11 protein-coding genes are annotated in these 17,755 nt (G+C 68.7%); 10 read left to right on the plus strand and 1 reads right to left on the minus strand.

Annotated features, from left to right (window positions below):
- The first annotated feature begins 113 nt into the window (after positions 1–113).
- From ASE31_RS13145 to ASE31_RS13175, 7 genes are all read left to right on the plus strand, one after another.
- Complete coding sequence (locus ASE31_RS13145; RefSeq protein WP_057202057.1) at positions 114–6,074, plus strand: MG2 domain-containing protein; 5,961 nt, start codon at positions 114–116, stop codon at positions 6,072–6,074.
- 37 nt (positions 6,075–6,111) lie between these two features.
- Positions 6,112–6,480, plus strand: coding sequence for a hypothetical protein (locus ASE31_RS13150; RefSeq protein WP_057202058.1), 369 nt, complete (start codon positions 6,112–6,114; stop codon positions 6,478–6,480).
- A complete protein-coding gene (gene pbpC, locus ASE31_RS13155) occupies positions 6,467–8,773 on the plus strand; it encodes a penicillin-binding protein 1C (RefSeq protein WP_369819458.1) in 2,307 nt (768 codons plus the stop codon). Before ASE31_RS13150 ends, pbpC begins: the two co-directional genes overlap by 14 nt.
- A 113-nt stretch (positions 8,774–8,886) precedes the next feature.
- Positions 8,887–11,166: a diguanylate cyclase domain-containing protein gene (locus ASE31_RS13160; RefSeq protein WP_057202059.1), complete on the plus strand. Its 2,280-nt coding sequence runs from the start codon at positions 8,887–8,889 to the stop codon at positions 11,164–11,166.
- Positions 11,167–11,254: 88 nt separating this feature from the next.
- A complete protein-coding gene (locus ASE31_RS13165) occupies positions 11,255–12,115 on the plus strand; it encodes a DMT family transporter (protein WP_057202060.1) in 861 nt (286 codons plus the stop codon).
- Between the two features lie 97 nt (positions 12,116–12,212).
- Positions 12,213–13,376: an alpha-hydroxy acid oxidase gene (locus ASE31_RS13170; RefSeq protein ID WP_057202061.1), complete on the plus strand. Its 1,164-nt coding sequence runs from the start codon at positions 12,213–12,215 to the stop codon at positions 13,374–13,376.
- A gap of 94 nt (positions 13,377–13,470) precedes the next feature.
- Positions 13,471–14,400: a DMT family transporter gene (locus ASE31_RS13175; RefSeq protein WP_057202062.1), complete on the plus strand. Its 930-nt coding sequence runs from the start codon at positions 13,471–13,473 to the stop codon at positions 14,398–14,400.
- Between the two features lie 12 nt (positions 14,401–14,412).
- On the opposite strand, the gene ASE31_RS13180 is transcribed toward ASE31_RS13175, so the two are convergent.
- Positions 14,413–14,811 (minus strand): cytochrome c family protein, encoded by a 399-nt coding sequence (locus tag ASE31_RS13180; protein ID WP_057202063.1) that lies wholly within the window; start codon positions 14,809–14,811, stop codon positions 14,413–14,415.
- A 314-nt stretch (positions 14,812–15,125) separates the two neighbouring features.
- Between ASE31_RS13180 and ASE31_RS13185 the strand changes: the two genes are divergently transcribed.
- The 3 genes from ASE31_RS13185 to ASE31_RS13195 all read left to right on the plus strand — a co-directional run bounded on the left by ASE31_RS13185 (position 15,126) and on the right by ASE31_RS13195 (position 17,645).
- On the plus strand, positions 15,126–15,701 hold the full coding sequence (locus tag ASE31_RS13185; protein WP_057202064.1) for an RNA polymerase sigma factor: 576 nt from the start codon (positions 15,126–15,128) through the stop codon (positions 15,699–15,701).
- Positions 15,702–15,710: 9 nt separating this feature from the next.
- A complete protein-coding gene (locus ASE31_RS13190) occupies positions 15,711–16,520 on the plus strand; it encodes an anti-sigma factor domain-containing protein (protein WP_057202065.1) in 810 nt (269 codons plus the stop codon).
- 192 nt (positions 16,521–16,712) lie between these two features.
- The gene (locus ASE31_RS13195; protein ID WP_082604137.1) at positions 16,713–17,645 is read left to right on the plus strand and encodes a DUF3034 family protein; all 933 of its coding nucleotides are present in this window, start codon (positions 16,713–16,715) and stop codon (positions 17,643–17,645) included.
- Positions 17,646–17,755: the final 110 nt, after the last annotated feature.

The raw sequence follows: 17,755 nt of genomic DNA on the forward strand, positions 1-17,755 counted from the left end.
AAGTGGTGCACGCTCTGGATACGTAAGTGCTTGCAACGCGCGCCTCCATGCCATGCGGTTTTGTTACGCTTGCCAGTTCCTTTGGAGGGGATCGCGTGAAAGCCAAGAACTGGATGTTTGCCGCCGGCCTGTTGCTGGCCACCTTGGGCACGGCCCATGCCCTGCAGATCACGAGCCTGTCCCCCCAGGGTGAAGTCGCCCGGGTGCGCCAGATGGTGGCCAAGTTCGACGCGGCCGCCGTCAATTTCGGCGACCCCAAGGCCCCGGCCCCGCTGACCCTGAGCTGCAGCGACGCTGCCGCCACCAAGGGCAACGGCCGCTGGACAGGCGAGAAGGAGTGGGTTTTCGACTTCGAGAACGACCTGCCCCCCGGCGTGCGCTGCACCGCTGCGGTCAAGGCGGGCTTCAAGTCGGCCTCTGGCGCGGCGCTGACCGGGCCCACCAGCTTCCAGTTCAACACCGGTGGGCCGTTCGTTCAGAACATGCGCCCCGGTACCTACCAGGAGATCGATGAGGAGCAGGCCTTCGTGTTGCAGCTCAATGGCCCGGCCACCCTCGAAAGCATCAAGGCCAACACCTGGTGCTCGCTTGAAGGTGTGGGCGAGAAGGTGCCCGTGCGCCTCATCGAAGGCAGCCAGCGCGACGAGATCCTAAAGTCCCTGGGCCTGGACAAGCGTGCCGCGCAGCAGCCGCTGCAGTACGTGAGCCTGGCCTGCAACCGGCGCCTGAGCTCGGGTTCGCGCGTGCAGTTCGTCTTTGGCAAGGGCGTGGCCACGCCGAGCGGCGTGGCCAACGCGGTGGAAAAGCGCTTCGACTACAAGGTGCGCGAGCCCTTCTCGGCCGAATTCAACTGCGAGCGCGAAAACGCGCAGGCCGCCTGCCTGCCCATCCGCCCCCTGTCCCTGACGTTCAACGCCCCGCTGCCGCGCAAGCTGGCGGCCGCGATCCGTCTGAAATCGGCCAAGGAGACGATCAAGCCCCAGCTGGAAGGCGGCGCCGACGAAGACAAGAATCCCGATGCCCTGGTCAACAGCGTGCAGTTTGCCGCTCCGCTGGCCGAGAACACCGGCTTCACCATCGAGTTGCCCAAGGACCTCAAGGATGCCTCGGGCCGCACGCTGCGCAATGCCGACAGCTTCCCGCTCAAGGTGGCCACGGGCGGCATGCCGCCACTGGCCAAGTTTGCGGCCGCACCCTTCGGCATCGTCGAGCGCTTCGCCGAAGGCCCCGAGGGCCCGGCACTGCTGCCCGTGACCCTGCGCAACGTGGAGGCCGCCCTCAAGGTGCAGGGCCTGCAGGCGGGCACCGGCACACCGGCTGCTCCTGCCGGCAAGGTCAGCACCCTGCGCCCCACGAGCGATTCGGACATCATTGCCTGGTTCCGCAAGGTCAAGCGCTACGACAACTACAACATCGACCGCAAGGAAGCGCGCCGCGACACCAAGGGCCCGCTGCCCAAGGTGATCGACAACGAGCGCGACTACGTGCAGTCGCGCATGGTCTCGCTGCTGGGCGGCCAGGGCGGTGTGAAGACGCTGGACCTGCCCAAGCCCGCGAGCAACGACCCGCGCCCCTTCGAGGTGGTGGGCATTCCGCTCACGCCCGGTTTCCACGTGGTGGAGATCGCCTCGCAAAAGCTCGGCACCTCGCTGCTGGACGAGCGCCATGGCGACGCCCGCACCATGTACGTGCGCACCTCGGCACTGGTGACCAACCTGGGCGTGCACTTCAAGCTCGGCCGCGAGAACGCTCTGGCCTGGGTGACCAGCCTGGACAAGGGCCAGCCCGTGGCCGGCGCCACGGTGCGCGTGTCCGACTGCACCGGCAAGGAACTGGCCACCGGCACCACCAACGCCCAGGGTGTGGCCAGCATCGAAGGCCTGTCGCCCGAACCCGAGCAGTGCGGAGAAGAGGGTGAGCGCTCCTACTTCGTCAGCGCGCGCAGCAAGGGCACCGACAACGTGGAGGACATGGCCTTCACCTGGACCGACTGGCAGCGCGGCATCGAGCCCTGGCGCTTCAACGTGCCCACCAGCAGCGAAGCCAACCCCAACGAGCGCGCCCACACCATCTTCGACCGCACGCTGTTGCGCGCCGGCGAGACGGTGTCGATGAAGCACCTGCTGCGCAGTGAAACGCGCAAGGGCTTCGCGGTGTCCGACACCCGGCCCGAGACGCTGGTGATCACCCACATCGGCAGTGGCCAGCAGTACACGCAACCCCTGGTCTGGCGCACCACGGCCACGGGCGGCCTGAGCGCGCAGAACACCTTTGCCGTGCCACCGGCCGCCAAGCTCGGCGTGTACTCGGTGGAGTTGCGCTCCGACGCCGGCAATGAACGCAGCCTTTCCACCGGCCAGTTCCGGGTGGAGGAATTCCGCCTGCCGGTGCTCGAAGGCCGCATTGCCCCCGCCGACAAGAAGGCCCTGGTGCGCGTGCGCTCCGTGCCCACCGACGTGCAGATCAACTACGTGGCCGGCGGCGGCGCGGCCAACCTGCCGGTGCGCGTGTCGGCCATGGTGCGCGGCAAGTCCCTGCAGTACAACGATTACGACGCCTTCAGCTTCAACCCGCCGCGCAAGCGCGGCCAGTCGAGCAACGGCAACAGCGACGATGAAGAGGCTGCAGCCAGCCAGGACAGCCGCGTGATCGCCGACAAGCTACCCGTGACGCTGGACCGCAATGGCGCCGGCAAGGTCACCATCGACAACGTGCCACAGGGGCGCCAGCCCCAGGACCTGGTGATGGAGGCCACCTACGCCGACCCCAATGGCGAAGTGCAGACCCTGCGCAGCACGCAGACCGTGTGGCCTGCGGGCGTGGTGGCCGGCATCAAGACCGAAGGCTGGGTCTCTGCCCAGCAGAAGATCCGCTTCCAGGCGCTGGCACTGCAGCACAACGGGTCGGCCGCGGCCGACGTGCCCCTGCAGGTCAAGGCCACGGCGCGCATCACCACCACCACGCGCAAGCGCATGGTGGGCGGCTTCTACAGCTACGACAACCAGACCGAGACCAAGGACCTGGGCACCGTGTGCAGCGGCAAGAGCGACAGCCGCGGCCTGCTGCTGTGCGAATCCAAGCTCGACGAGGCCGGCGAGGTGGAACTGGTGGCGATCGCCAGCGACCGCGAGGGCAACACCAGCGAGGCCGCGTCCTCGGTCTGGGTCACGCGCCAGGGCGAACTGTGGTTCGGCGGTGAGGACCATGACCGCATCGACCTGCTGCCCGAGAAGAAGAGCTACCAGCCGGGCGACACCGCCAAGTTCCAGGTGCGCATGCCGTTCCGCTTTGCCACGGCCCTGGTGGCCGTGGAGCGCGAGGGCATCATCGACACCCGCGTGGTGCAGCTCAACGGGCAGGATCCGACCATCGAGCTCAAGATCGAAGAGGGCTGGGGCCCGAATGTCTACGTGAGCGTGCTGGCCCTGCGCGGGCGCCTGCGCGAGGTGCCTTGGTACAGCTTATTCACCTGGGGCTTCAAGTCGCCGCGCGAGTGGTGGAACTCGTTCTGGTACGAGGGCAAGGAATACCAGGCCCCCACGGCAATGGTGGACCTGTCCAAGCCCGCCTTCCGCCTGGGCCTGGCCGAGATCCGTGTGGGCACCAAGGCCCACCAGATCGACGTGAAGGTCGTGGCCGACAAGGAGAGCTACCCGGTGCGCGGCAAGGCGCAGGTCACCATCACCGCCACCTTGCCCAATGGCAAGCCCGCCGCCAACGCCGAGGTGGCCCTGGCCGCCGTGGACCAGGCGCTGCTGGAGCTGATGCCCAACACCAGTTGGAACCTGCTCGAATCCATGCTGCAGCGGCGCAGCTGGGGTGTGCAGACCTCCACCGCGCAGATGGAGATCATCGGCCGGCGCCACTACGGCAAGAAGGCCGTGCCCGCCGGCGGCGGCGGCGGCCGTGCGCAGACGCGCGAGTTGCTCGAGACCCTGCTGCTGTGGGAGCCCGCGCTCAAGCTCGACGCCAATGGCCAGGCCAAGGTGACGGTGCCCCTGAACGACGCGCTCACCACCTTCAAGATCGTGGCCGTGGCCGATGCCTCGGTGGGCCTGTTCGGCACCGGCAGCACCAGCATCCGCGCCACGCAGGACCTGCAGATCATCAGCGGCCTGCCGCCGCTGGTGCGTGAGGACGACCAGTTCCGCGCCCAGCTCACGCTGCGCAACACCACCAAGGCGGCCATGAAGGTCGAGGTGTCGCCCCGCGCCACGCTGCTGGACGTGAAGCCCCAGACCATCGACATCCCCGCCGGCGAGTCGCGCGAGGTCGCCTGGAACGTGACGGCGCCGGCGCAGCTGGCGCAGACCCGCTCAGAAGCCATCCTCTGGGAGATCGATGCCAAGGACACGGTGAGTGGCGCGCGCGATGCGCTCAAGGCGCGCCAGCGCATCATCCCGGCCATTCCGCTCACGGTGCAGCAGGCCACGCTGGTGCAGGTGGACGGCAGCTTCAACCTCGACGTGAACCCTCCGGCCGACGCACTGCCTGGCCGCGGCGGCCTGAAGATGTCGCTGCAGCCCAAGCTGGCCGAAGGCCTGCCCGGCGTGCGCGACTGGTGGGCCAACTACCCCTTCATCTGCCTGGAGCAAAAGACCAGCAAGGCCGTGGGCATGCGCGACGGCAAGCTTTGGCAGACCGTGGTGGCCCAGTTGCCCACCTACCTGGACAGCGACGGCCTGGCCAACTACTTCCCGCCGCGCGACGGCGATGCCAACCGCGGCAGCGACACCCTGACGGCCTATCTGCTGGCGGCCACGCACGAGGCCAGCAGCATCGACCCGGCCTTCGCGCTGCCCGATGAAGCGCGTGCACCCATGGAGCGCGGCCTCATCGCCTTCGTCGAGGGCCGCATCCAGCGCGAGTTCTGGAGCCCGCGCAAGGACCTGGACATGCGCAAGCTGGCCGCCATCGAGGCCTTGTCGCGCTACGGCAAGGCCCAGGGCCGCATGGTCAGCAGCATCACCGTGGCGCCTAACCAGTGGCCCACGCACTCGGTGATCGACTGGGTCAACGTGCTGCGCCGCGTGGCCGACGTGCCCGAGCGCGACAAGCGCCTGGCCGAAGCCATGCAGGTCCTGCGCAGCCGGCTGTCCTTCCAGGGCACCAAGCTGATCTTCAGCACCGAGCAGGACGACTACTGGTGGTGGCTGATGCAGAACGGCGACGTCAATACCGCCCGCCTGATGCTGGCCGTGATGGACGATCCGACCTGGAAGGACGACATGGGCCGCCTGGCCAACGGCTTCATCAGCCGCCAGCAGGGCGGTGCCTGGCACACCACCACGGCCAACCTCTGGGGCGGCCTGGCGCTGGAGAAGTTCTCGGCCAAGTTCGAGGCCACGCCCGTCGCCGGCAGCACCAAGGCCACCCTGGGTGCCAACACCGCCAGCGTGGACTGGGCCAAGGTCGAGCGCATCAAGACCAGCGACGCCAGCGGCGCAGCGCACCAGACCACCTGGTTCGGCGCGCCGGCGGCGCCCGGCAACCTGCGCAACAACGGCATGTTCCTGCCCTGGGCAGCAGCGGGCGGCAAGGAGAGCCTGGCGGTGGCCCACCAGGGCACGGGCAAGCCCTGGCTCACGCTGCAGTCGGTGGCCGCCATCCAGCTCAAAGCCCCGTTTGCTGCCGGCTATGCCATCAAGAAGACCATCACCCCGGTGGAGCAGGCCAACAAGTCGCTGCCCGCCGGCCAGTACACGCGCGGCGACGTGCTGCGCGTGACGCTGGAGGTCAACGCCAGCGCCGACATGACCTGGGTCGCCATCACCGACCCGGTACCCGGTGGCGCCACCATCCTGGGCAGCGGCCTGGGCCGCGACTCCGAGATCGCCACCCAGGGCGAAAAGCGCAGCGGCAGTGGCTGGCCGGCGTTCGAGGAACGCAGCTTCGAGTCCTTCCGCAGCTACTACCAGTACCTGCCCAAGGGCACGGTGAAGATGGAGTACACCGTGCGCCTGAACAACGTGGGCGACTTCGCGCTGCCCCCGAGCCGCGTGGAGGCCATGTACGCGCCCGAGATGTTCGGCGAGTTCCCCAACGCCCGCGTGAAGGTGGAGGCCGCCAAGTGACACTTCGTAGCGCAGCGCCACCACTCAGGCCCGGGCCATGAACGCCAGCGTCTTCGTGGAGCTGCGGTTCTGGGTGCTGGTGGCCTTCTCGCTGGTGCTGCCTGCGGGCATCTATGCGGCGCTGCTGCGCACCCGCGCCATCTCGCGCCTGGCGGTGCTGGGCTTTGGCATTGCACTGGTGCTGATTGCCGGGGTCGACGTCTACCTGCTGCAAAGCCTTGCGGCGTTGGCCCGGCATACGCCCTCGCTGGCCGACGATGCGGTGTTTCTCTCCGAACTCTCAATTGCCCTGTATGTGCTCCCCGTGGTGTTCGGGGGGATCGGCGTGAACCTTGTCTCGCACGTGCTGCTGCACCACCTGACTGAAGCGGAAAAGCGTTTTGAGCGGGAGCATCCCGGTGCGTGAAGCATGCCTGTGGTGGCGCCGTCTGGCGCTGGCCCTGGCGGCCGCAGTGGCGCTGCCTGCCCACGCCATCCCCACCTTCGCCGAGGTGCGCCAGGACTTCAAACCCTCGGACACCCTCATCCTCTCGCAGGAAGGCGAGATCGTGCAGCGCCTGCGCACCGATGCCTCCGTGCGCCGGGGTCAGTGGGTGCCGCTGGCCGATGTATCGCCCGCGTTGCGTGCGGCCCTGGTGCTCAGCGAGGACAAGCGTTTTTACGAACACAGCGGGGTGGACTGGCGCGCGGCATCGGCGGCGGCCTGGGGCAACCTGTGGAACCAGCGCACACGCGGTGCCAGCACCATCACCATGCAGCTGGCCGGCCTGCTCGACGGCGACTGGCGCCAGGGGCCGGGCGGGCGCAGCGTGGTGCAAAAGCTCGGCCAGACGGTGGCCGCCCAGGTGCTGGACCGCCGCTGGCGCAAGGACCAGGTGCTGGAGGCCTACCTCAACCTGGTGCCGTTTCGCAGCGAGCTGGTGGGCATCGATGCGCTGAGCCGCACCCTGTTCGACAAGGCCGCCCACGGGCTCGATGACCGCGAGGCGGCCGTGGCCGCTGCGCTGGTGCGCGCCCCCAATGCCCGGCCTGCACTCGTGTCGCAGCGGGCCTGCGGCGTGCTGCGCGACCTGCAGCAGCGCCCCGGTCAGCCCGCGGTGCGCGTGGACTGCGATGCGCTGGACCTGTTCGTCACCGCGGCCCTGCAGCGCCGGGCCTTCGACGCCAGCGAGGGCATTGCGCCCCATTTCGCCCGCTACCTGCTGCGCCAGCAGCAGGCCGCTGGCGACAAGCCTGCCGCCCCGCCCGAGCGGGTCGCCAGCACGCTGCGCGCGCCGCTGCAGCGCTTTGCGGTGCAGACGCTGGCCCAGCACCTGCGCGAGCTACAGGGCCGCAACGTCGAAGACGGCGCGGTGCTGGTGCTCGACAATGCCACGGGCGCCGTGCTCGCCTGGGTCGGCTCGTCGGGCCAACTCAGCCAGGCCGGCGAGGTCGATGGCGTGCAGGCCTTGCGCCAGCCGGGCTCCACGCTCAAGCCCTTCCTGTATGCCCAGGCCATTGCAGAGCGGCGGCTCACCGCGGCCTCGCTGGTGGACGACTCGCCCGCGCACATCGCCACCGCCAGCGGCCTGTACATCCCGCAGAATTACGACCGCCAGTTCAAGGGCTGGGTCTCGGCGCGCACGGCGCTGGCCGCCTCGCTCAACGTGCCGGCCGTGCGCACGCTGGTCATGGTCACGCCCGATGCCTTCCACCGCCAGCTCGGCGCCCTGGGCCTGCCGCTGCGCGAGAGCGGTGACTACTTCGGCTACAGCCTGGCCCTGGGCAGCCCCGAGGTGCCGCTGCTGCACCTGACCAACGCCTTTCGCACCCTGGCCAATGGCGGCAGCCGGGGCTCCGTGCGCGTGTGGCCCGCCCAGCCCGGCGCTGCGCCAGTGCGGGCCATCGATGCGGGCGCAGCCTTCATCGTGGGCGACATCCTGTCCGATGGCAATGCGCGCTCGCGCACCTTCGGCACCGACAGCGTGCTTGCCACGCGCTTCTGGTCGGCCGTGAAGACCGGCACCAGCAAGGACATGCGCGACAACTGGGCCGTGGGCTGGTCCGAGCGCTACACCGTGGGCGTGTGGGTCGGCAACGCCAGCGGCGCCGCCATGCACGACGTGAGTGGCACCAGCGGCGCGGCACCCATCTGGGCCGCAGTGATGGGCTTCCTGCATGCGCGCGAACCCAGCCGCGCGCCAGCCGCTCCCAAGGGCCTGGTGCGCCAGGCCGTGCAGTTCGGCGCCTTGCAGGCTGCGCAGGGGAGTGCGGCGGGGGCTGCGGCATCGCTGCCGCTGGAGGCCGCGCGCCAGGAATGGTTCGTCCCCGGTACCCAGCAGGCGCGCTTCGCCATCGACCTGGGGCCCACCGACGAACCAGTTGTCGCCAGACGCGGCGCCAAACCTTCCCGGGCCTTGCCTGCCGCAGCGGTGGAGGCCGCCGACGATCCCTCGGCGCGGATCCTGGCGCCGGTGCCGGGCACGATCATTGCGCTCGATCCCGACATCCCCCCCGACCGCCAGCGCCTGCAGTTCGTGGCCAGTGGTGGGCGCGACCTGCGCTGGCGCATCGACGGGCGCGAGCAGGGGCGTGGTGCACGCTGGGCCTGGCCGCCCTGGCCTGGGCGGCACCAGCTGGAATTGGTGGATGCGCGTGGCAAGGTGCATGACACGCTGCAGTTCGAAGTGCGGGGGGCGGGCGTGCTGTCGCGCAAATAAGTGCCGGGAAAGCCCTGCCTTTCTGGCCATGGGCGGGCTATCGTCAACGTTACACTGTGTTGCAACTAACCGGGAGATGTGCGTAATGCCTCCCTTGCCATGCCAGTTTGTCCATGCATTTTTCCCGCCAGTTTTTCTCCCATAGGCTGATCTGGCTGGCGCTGCTGGTGTCCCTGGGCATCGGCCTGCTGTTTGCCCGAACGATCTGGACCATGCGGGAAGACAGTTGGGACTACGCCAGCCGCACCAACGCCAACCTGGCAAGCACACTGGAGCGCAGTATTGGCGGCACTCTCCGCTCGCTCGACGAGTCGCTCAAAGGTGTAGTGGCAGGGCTCGAGCGCCCCGAGGTCATGGCGCTGCCCGCCAATATCCGCAACGGTGTGCTGTTCGACAACTCCCTGCAGGTGCCGGGATCGGGATCGGTATTGGTGGTCGATGACCGGGGCGACGTGGTACTGGACTCTTCCACCCTGAAGCCACGCCAGGCCAATTTTGCCGACCGGGACTATTTCCTTGTGTTTGCCAAAGGCAGCCACCAGGGGTTGCACGTGGGCCGCCCCGTGCCCTCGCGCCTCACCGGCTTGTACATTCTTCCGGTGACGAGGGCCTACCACCGCGCAGACGGTTCCTTCGCGGGGGTGGTGGTCGGAGCCATTCGCCTGAGCTACTTCGACGGGCTGTTCGGCTCGCTCGATCTGGGGACCGGCAGCCGGGTAGACCTGTACCGAACCGATGGGCTGCTGATCTCGCGTTTTCCGCCGCACCAGGCTGATGTGAACACCTCCATTGCCGGCACGGCCGCCCTGGCACGGCTGCAGGCTGACGCGGTGGGTATTGACGCGGTCGATGCGGCTGGCGCCGACGGCACGCGCCAGCTGCAGGCCTGGGAGCATGTGGGGGCGTACCCGCTGATCGTGAACGTGGCGCAGTCGAGCGACACCGTCCTGGCCAAATGGCACCGCAGCGCCTGGGTGCTCGGGGTGTTCTCGGTACTGCTGATGGCCGGCTGCGTAGGGCTGGCCATGCTCTTCGTGCGTGAACTTCTGCGGCGCCAGGCCGTGAGCGCCGAGCTGCGCCTGGCGGAACGCGACCGCCAGACCATCCTGGACAACCTGCCTTCGCTGGTGAGCTATTGGGATGCAGACCTGAACAACCGCTTTGCCAACAGTGCCTATGACACCTGGTTCGGTGTGCCCGCCGAACAGTTGCGCGGCAGGCACTGCCGCGAGCTGCTGGGCCCTTCTTTGTACGCCATGTGCGAGCCCTTCCTGCGCAGCGCGCTGCGCGGTGAGCGCCAGCTTTTCGAGTGCACCATGGTCGACAAGGCCGGGGTGCTGCGCCATGCCATCGTCTCCTACGTGCCCGACGTGGATGGCCACGTGGTTCGCGGCGTCTTCTCGCAGACCACCGACATCACTGACCGCAAGCGCATGGAGGAGCAGCTGTTCGAGGAGAAGGAGCGCATCCGCCTGACGCTGCAGTCCATCGGCGACGCAGTGATCTGCACCGACGCGCAGGGCTCCATCACCTACCTGAACCCCGTGGCCGAGCGCCTCACCGGCTGGCAGGCCTTTGACGCCGCCGGCAGCCAGGTCGACGCCGTGGTCTGCCTGCACGATCCCGCCACCGGCATGCCCATGCCCAGTCCGCTGCGCCAGGCCATCCAGGGCGTGGTCCAGGAGGTGTCGGTGCGCGGCGTGGTGCACCACCGCACGTCGGGCCAGCGTTTCGACGTGCAGGAAACCGCCAGCCCCATCACCGACCGCCACGGCGCGGTGACCGGTGCGGTGGCCGTGCTGCGCGACGTGACCGAGGCGGTGGCCATGCAGGCGCGCATGGCCCACCTGGCGCAGTACGATGCACTGACCGACCTGCCCAACCGCCTGCTGTTGCAGGACCGGGCCCAGTTGGCGATTGCGCACGCGCGGCGCGACGGCCGCAGCCTGGCCGTGATGTACATCGACCTCGATGGCTTCAAGGGCGTCAACGACCGCCTGGGGCATGACATGGGTGACCGGCTGCTGGTGCAGTTCGCCCAGCGCCTCAAAGGCGCCGTGCGTGAGTCGGACACGGTGTGCCGCCAGGGCGGCGATGAGTTCGTGGTGCTGCTGCCGGGCCTGGAGGATTTGGAGGGCGCCTGCAGCGTGGCGCGCAAGATCCTGGCGACGGCGGCCACCCCGTTCGACCTCGCAGGCGAGCCCCTGTCCATCGGCTTGAGTGGCGGCATCGCCGTGTTTCCCGCGCATGGCAACACCTTCGAAGAGCTCACGCAGCACGCCGACGCCGCCATGTACACCGCCAAGCGCAGCGGGCGCCTGCAGTTCATGCTGTACGCGGGCCCCGGGGCCGAGCCGCGGGTGATCAAGCAACTACTGCCCGAACCGGGTTGACGCGCTCGCGCGTTGCAGGGGCCTGCGCAGCGCAGGGGGCGCCCTGCGTCTATGCTCGGCGGTTCTGTCCGCTTTTTCCTCGCCTCCCATGCATGCGCTCGCCCCGGTGTTGTTCGTCCTGATCTGGTCCACGGGCTTTCTTGCGGGGCGCGGCGTGGCCAGCCATGCAGACCCCTTCTGGTTCCTGGCATTGCGCTTTGCCTGTGTGGCTGTTGCCTTCATCGGTGCGGCACTCTGGGTGCGGGCCGCCTGGCCCAAGGGATGGCGGCGCATCGCCATGCACCTGCTGGCCGGCGCGCTCATGAGCGGGCTGTACCTGGGGCCCAGCTGGTGGGCCATGTCGCGGGGACTGGCGGCGGGCATCATGTCGCTCATCGGGGCGTTGCAGCCATTGTTCACTGCGTTGCTGGCCGTGGCGGTGCTCGGCAAGCGCCTATCGCCCACCACCTGGGGCGGGCTGGCCCTGGGCTTTGGCGGCGTGGGCATGGTGCTGCTGCCGCGGCTGCAGGCGGCCGATGCCAGCGCGCTGTCGCTGCCCGTGGTGCTGGTTGCGGCGGGCAGCATCTTCTCGCTCACCTTGGGCTCCATGGTGCAGAAGTCGCCGCTGGCCGCGGGCGACGACCTGCGCAGTGCCAGTGCCGTGCAGAACATCGGTGCCGTGGCGGTGCTGCTGGCCATGGCGGGCGCGGTCGGCCAGCCGCACTGGGACAATTCGGCCGCGCTTTGGGGCTACCTGGCGTTCTCGGTGCTGGTGCTGTCCATTGGCGGGGCCACGCTGCTGATCTGGCTCATGCGCCGGGGCGAGGCCACGCGCACCACGGCCCTGCTGCTGGCCGTGCCGCCGCTGTCGGCGCTGCAGGCCTGGTTCATCTTTGGCGAGACGCTCTCGGCCATCCAGCTCGCGGGCTTTGTGGTGGCCATCGCTGGCGTGGCACTCGCCCGGCGGTGAGCCGCCATGCAAAAATTTCAATGCACGCGCAAAAGCCTTCATGCTGCCCCGGCTGCGGCGGGGCTACGATGCGCTGCATTCATAACAAGGGGACCCCGTGCCTGACCTGTCCAAAATCACCTGCATCGAAGACCTGCGCGCCATCGCCCAGCGCCGCGTGCCGCGCATGTTCTATGACTATGCCGATTCAGGCTCGTACACCGAAGGCACCTACCGCGCCAACACGGCCGACTTCCAGGGCATCAAGTTGCGCCAGCGCGTGGCCGTCAACATGGAAGGGCGCAGCACCCGCACCACCATGCTCGGCCAGGACGTGGCCATGCCCGTGGCGATTGCGCCCACCGGCCTCACGGGCATGCAGCATGCCGATGGCGAGATCCTGGGTGCGCGCGCGGCCAAGGCCTTCGGCATCCCGTTCACGCTGTCCACAATGAGCATCTGCTCGCTCGAAGATATTGCCGAGAACACCGGCCGCCACCCCTTCTGGTTCCAGGTCTACGTGATGCGCGACCGCGACTTCATCGAGCGCCTGATCGACCGCGCCAAGGCCGCCAACTGCTCGGCGCTGCAGCTCACGCTCGATCTGCAGATCCTGGGCCAGCGCCACAAGGACATCAAGAACGGCCTGTCCACCCCGCCCAAGCCCACCCTGCGCAACCTCATCAACCTGGCCACCAAGCCGCAGTGGTGCATGGGCATGCTGGGCACCAAGCGCCGCAGCTTCGGCAACATCGTCGGCCATGCCAAGGGCGTGGGCGACCTGTCGTCGCTGTCCTCGTGGACGGCCGAGCAGTTCGACCCAGAGCTCAACTGGGGCGACGTGGAGTGGATCAAGAAGCGCTGGGGCGGCAAGCTGGTGCTCAAGGGCATCATGGACGCCGAGGACGCACGCCTGGCCGTGGACAGCGGGGCCGATGCGCTGATCGTCAGCAACCACGGCGGGCGCCAGCTCGACGGGGCGCCTTCATCCATCGCCGCGCTGCCGGCCATCGCCCAGGCGGTGGGCAAGGACATCGAGGTCTGGATGGACGGCGGCATCCGCAGCGGGCAGGACGTGCTCAAGGCCCGCGCCCTGGGCGCGCAAGGCACGCTGATCGGCCGCAGCTTCCTCTACGGCCTGGGCGCCTTCGGCGAGGCCGGCGTGACCCGCGCGCTGCAGATCATCCAGAAGGAACTCGATATCACCATGGCCTTCTGCGGCCATACCAACATCAACACGGTGGACCGCTCGATCCTGCTGCCGGGCACGTACCCGGTGTAGCCGCCCGGCAAGCTCGCGGGCCTTCTCCAGCCTGCATGGCCGCCGTGTCCTTTGGAGTGGGCTGGGCGCCTCGGCAGCGCGCTATAACCGACACATGACGCTTTCATGGATGGCCTGGGCCTGGATTCCCCTCACCCTCTGGGCTGCGCTCGCGCAGACGGCGCGCAACGCGGCCCAGCGCTCGGTCACTACCGAGCTGGGCACGCTGGCCGCCACGCTGGTGCGCTTTCTCTACGGGCTGCCGCTGGCCACGGCCTGGGTGGCGGGGCTCACCTGGGTGGGCGCGGGCTACCCGGTTCCCCACTTTTCACTGCCCTATGCAAGTTGGCTGGTCATGGGCGCGCTGACGCAGGTGGGTGCCACGGCCTTCCTGCTGCTGGCGATGAAGGAGCGCAACTTCGTGCTTGCGGTGGCCTATTCCAAGACCGAGGTGCTGCAGGTCGCGCTGTTCTCGGCCGTGCTGCTGCAGGAGCTGCCGGGCCCGCTGGCCTTTGGCGCCATGGCCGTCGCCACGCTGGGCGTGGTGCTGCTGTCGCTGCCTGCGGGCGGCTGGCGCACGCTGCGGGCCGGTGAGGGCGGCGGCAGCAAGCTGGTCGCCTATGGCCTGGCCTCGGGTGCGTGCTTTGCCCTTGCCAGCGTGGGGTTCCGCGGGGCGTCGCTGGCGTTGGGCGATGGCGTGGCGCCCTGGGTAGCCGGCGCCTGGGGCGTGTTCTGGGCGCAGTTGCTGCAAAGCATTGTGCTGGGCGGCTGGCTGCTGGCGCGCCAGCCCGGCGTGGCCGGAGCGATTGCGCGGGCCTGGCGGTTGTCGGTGGTGGCGGGCTCCATGGGGGCGCTGGCGTCCATTGCCTGGTTCACGGCCTACGCCATGCGCCCGGCGTCGGACGTGCGAACGCTGGGCCTGGTCGAGGTGCTGTTCAGCTACCTGGTGTCGCGCCACATGTTCCGCGAAAGCCTGTCGCGCACCGAAGGCATCGGCCTGGCCCTGGTGCTGGCGGGGCTGGTGGGCATCTGCGCCCAGTGGTAGCGGGGTTCCATGTCAGGGGGCAGGCACGGCCGTCAGCCGCCTCAGCGTGGCCAGGTAGGCCACCACATCTTCGCGCTCCTGCGCGTTGTCCAGGCTGTAGTCCATGGCCTGGCCCGGGATCAGGGCCTCGGGGTCGGTCAGCCAGGCCTTGAGTGTAGCCCGCGTCCACAGCAGCTTGCTGCTCTGCAGCGCGGGTGAATACTCGTAGTCCTTGAGGGCACCCGCACGGCGGCCCACCACGCCCCGGTGGGCCGGGCCTTCGCGGTGCGCGTCCACGCTGTGGCAGCCCGCGCAGTGTTCTTTGTACACGGCGCGCCCGCGCTCCACCGATTGGGCGGATGTGCTGGCGCTGGCCATCCACAGCACGCTGGCGGCCAAAGCCGCGATCACCCCTTTCGCATCACGCCGCATGGCTGCGTCCCTGCCAGATGCCGGGGCGTGGCGTGAAGGGGGCATGGGAGTTCGGTGGGATGCTGTTGTTCATGAGGCCAAGGGGGTCGATGGTGAGAAGGGGCGGCGGCTGCAAGGCGCCGCCCTTTGCCGTGCCAGCTCTATACGCAACAGGCCTCCCATTGGATGCAGCCAGGGCGTGCTGTTCGCATGGTGGGGCTTTTCCGGGGGCACAAAGACCCGCCAGTGCATCCAGACGCCGGTTTGTGGCGTATCCACAGCAGACCACCTGGAACTTCCTACGTGACTTCCGGCCTTTCCCACACAATCGGCGCATGAGCACCCTCACCCCAGACAGTGAACTGATGTACCTCCTTGACCGCATCGCCGCGCAGGACGACTCCGCGCTGAAAGCCTTGTACGAGAGCACCTCGTCCAAGCTGTTCGGCCTGGCGCTGCGCATCGTGCGCCACCGCGACGTGGCGGAAGATGTGCTGCAGGAAGCATTTTTGAGCATCTGGCGCGGGGCGGGCAACTACCGTGCCTCGCTGAGCCCGCCCATGGCCTGGATGGGGCTGATCGTGCGCAGCCGCGCCCTGGACGCGCTGCGCAAGCGCAGCTCCGAGCGCAGCGACCTCACCAATGAGTTCGACGACGAGATGGCGCAGACCCTGGAGGGCGATTCGCCCAACCCCATGGACGTGACCCAGGCCAGCGAGCAAGCCTTTGCACTGCACCAGTGCCTGGGCAAGCTCGAACACAAGCAGCGCGAGGTGGTGAGCCTGGCCTACCTGCGCGACCAGAGCCACAGCGAACTGGCCGAGCAGCTGCAACTGCCCCTGGGCACTGTGAAGAGCTGGATCCGACGTGGCCTGGAGCAGTTGCGCCAGTGCATGGCCCGTTACATCTGAGGGGGCACCATGAACATTACCCAACACCCCGAACTGCTCGACCGCCTGGCGGCGAGCTACGCGCTGGGCACCCTGCGCGGCGGCGCACGCCGCCGCTTCGAAACCCTGGCCCGCGAGCACGCGGCGGTGCGTGCTGCCGCCCTGGTGTGGCAGACCCATTGGTCGGGCCTGGCTGAATTGCAGGAGTTGGCCCAGCCCGATGCGGCCGTCTGGAAACGCATCGACAACCTGGTGCAGGCCGACCGGCAGGCCCAGGCCATGCAGGCCGCGCGCCTGGCGAGCCAGGAGCCGGCCTTGCCAGGAGCTGTCGGGCCCGGCGGCTGGCTGCGCAGCCTGCTGCTGTGGCGTGGCGCCGCGGCAGCGGGGGCCCTTGCCACGCTGGTGGCCGTGGTGGTCGGCGTGCAGGTCAATGGCGGGCTGCGTGCCAGCACCGGTGCCCAGATTGCCGAGCTGCGCCAGCAACTGCAGGCCACGCCGCACATCCAGTACGTGGCCGTGCTGGCCGATGACAAGGCCGCTGCCTCCATGCTGGTGACCTTCGACCCCAAGAACAACCAGCTGGTGCTGCAACGCGTGGGCGGCTTCCAGGAGGGGGCGGACAAGTCGCTGCAGCTGTGGGCGTTGCCGCCAGCGGGCGGCCCGCGCTCGCTGGGCGTGCTGGGCCAGGAAAAGCTGCTCAACCTGACGGCCGGCGAAGCCGACGTGCGCCAGGTGCCGGCCCTGGCCATCAGCCTGGAGCCGCGCGGAGGCGTGCCCAGCGCGGGCGGCCCCACGGGGCCTGTGCTGTTCAAGGGCGAGCTGATCCAGCGCATGCTGTAGGCGGCGCAACGGCCCAACCGACTGGGCGGCTGGCGCGGCAGCGTGGTTTTTCCGCAAAAATTGAGGGCAGATGCTTTTTGTTGCATCCAGCCGTGAACACGGTGCGTAATGGAAGGTGCAACATCTGCTGACAGCACCGACATCCCCGGAGACGCCCCGATGAAAACACTGCCTCCTTCCTCCCTTTCGCCCATGGCCCGGGCGCTTGCCCTGGGCCTGGGCATCGGCCTTGTCGCGGTGGCCGGCGCCGCCCGCGCCGACACCGGCAAGCTGCTTTTGACCGGCGGCGTCAGCACCATTGCCGGCTCGGCCGGTGGCGGCCTCACTCCCTGGGCCGTGATCGGCAGCAATGCCACCCAGGGCGAAGTCGGCTTCAGCGGCTACGCCACGCGTGCCGGCACCCAGGACTACAGCCTGACCGGCTACGGCGTGGCGGTAGGCTTGTACGACCGGGTCGAACTGTCACTGGCACGGCAGGATTTCGATGCCTCGCCAGCACTCGCCCTCAATGGGGTCGCCGCCTTCGGCGTCACGCCGGGCCAGCACATCAAGATGGACGTGGTGGGCCTGAAGGTCAAGGTCGCAGGCGACGCCGTGCTCGACGCCGACACCTGGATGCCGCAGATCGCGGTGGGCATCGAGCACAAGCGGGCCAGCCCCGGCTCCATCCAGTCGGTCTACAACTTCCTGGGCGTGAAAGACAGCGGCACCGATCTGTACGTGAGTGCCACCAAGCTGTTCCTGGCCCAGAGCCTGCTGGTCAATGCCACGCTGCGCTCCACCAATGCCAACCAGAACGGGCTTTTGGGCTTCGGCTCTGCCGCGCCCGGCAAGAACGGCCGCAGCCTGCAGCCCGAGTTTTCGGTAGCGTACCTGGTGAGCAAGAACGTTGCCGTAGGGGCTGAATACCGCTTCAAGCCCAACAACCTGCAGGCGCTGGGCGCTTCAGCGGGTCTGGGCGCCGGGCTGCGCGAGGACGACTGGAAGGACCTCTTCGTGGCCTGGGCCCCGAGCAAGCACCTGTCGCTCACACTGGCCTACGTGGACCTGGGCCGCATCGTGCCCGGCGTTACCCAGGGCCGGCGCCAGACGGGCTATTACCTGTCGGCCCAGGCCGCGTTTTGAAATGAAACACCCCCTGAGTCGCTTCGCGCCTTCCCCCTCTCTCGACTCGCTGCGCGAGTCGGGAGGGGGACGCCCCCAGCGCGGCGGGGCGGCCCTTGCGCGGGGGCACT

Origin of the sequence: Acidovorax sp. Root217 (assembly GCF_001428645.1) — a bacterium.
In the GTDB taxonomy this organism is placed as follows: domain Bacteria; phylum Pseudomonadota; class Gammaproteobacteria; order Burkholderiales; family Burkholderiaceae_C; genus Acidovorax.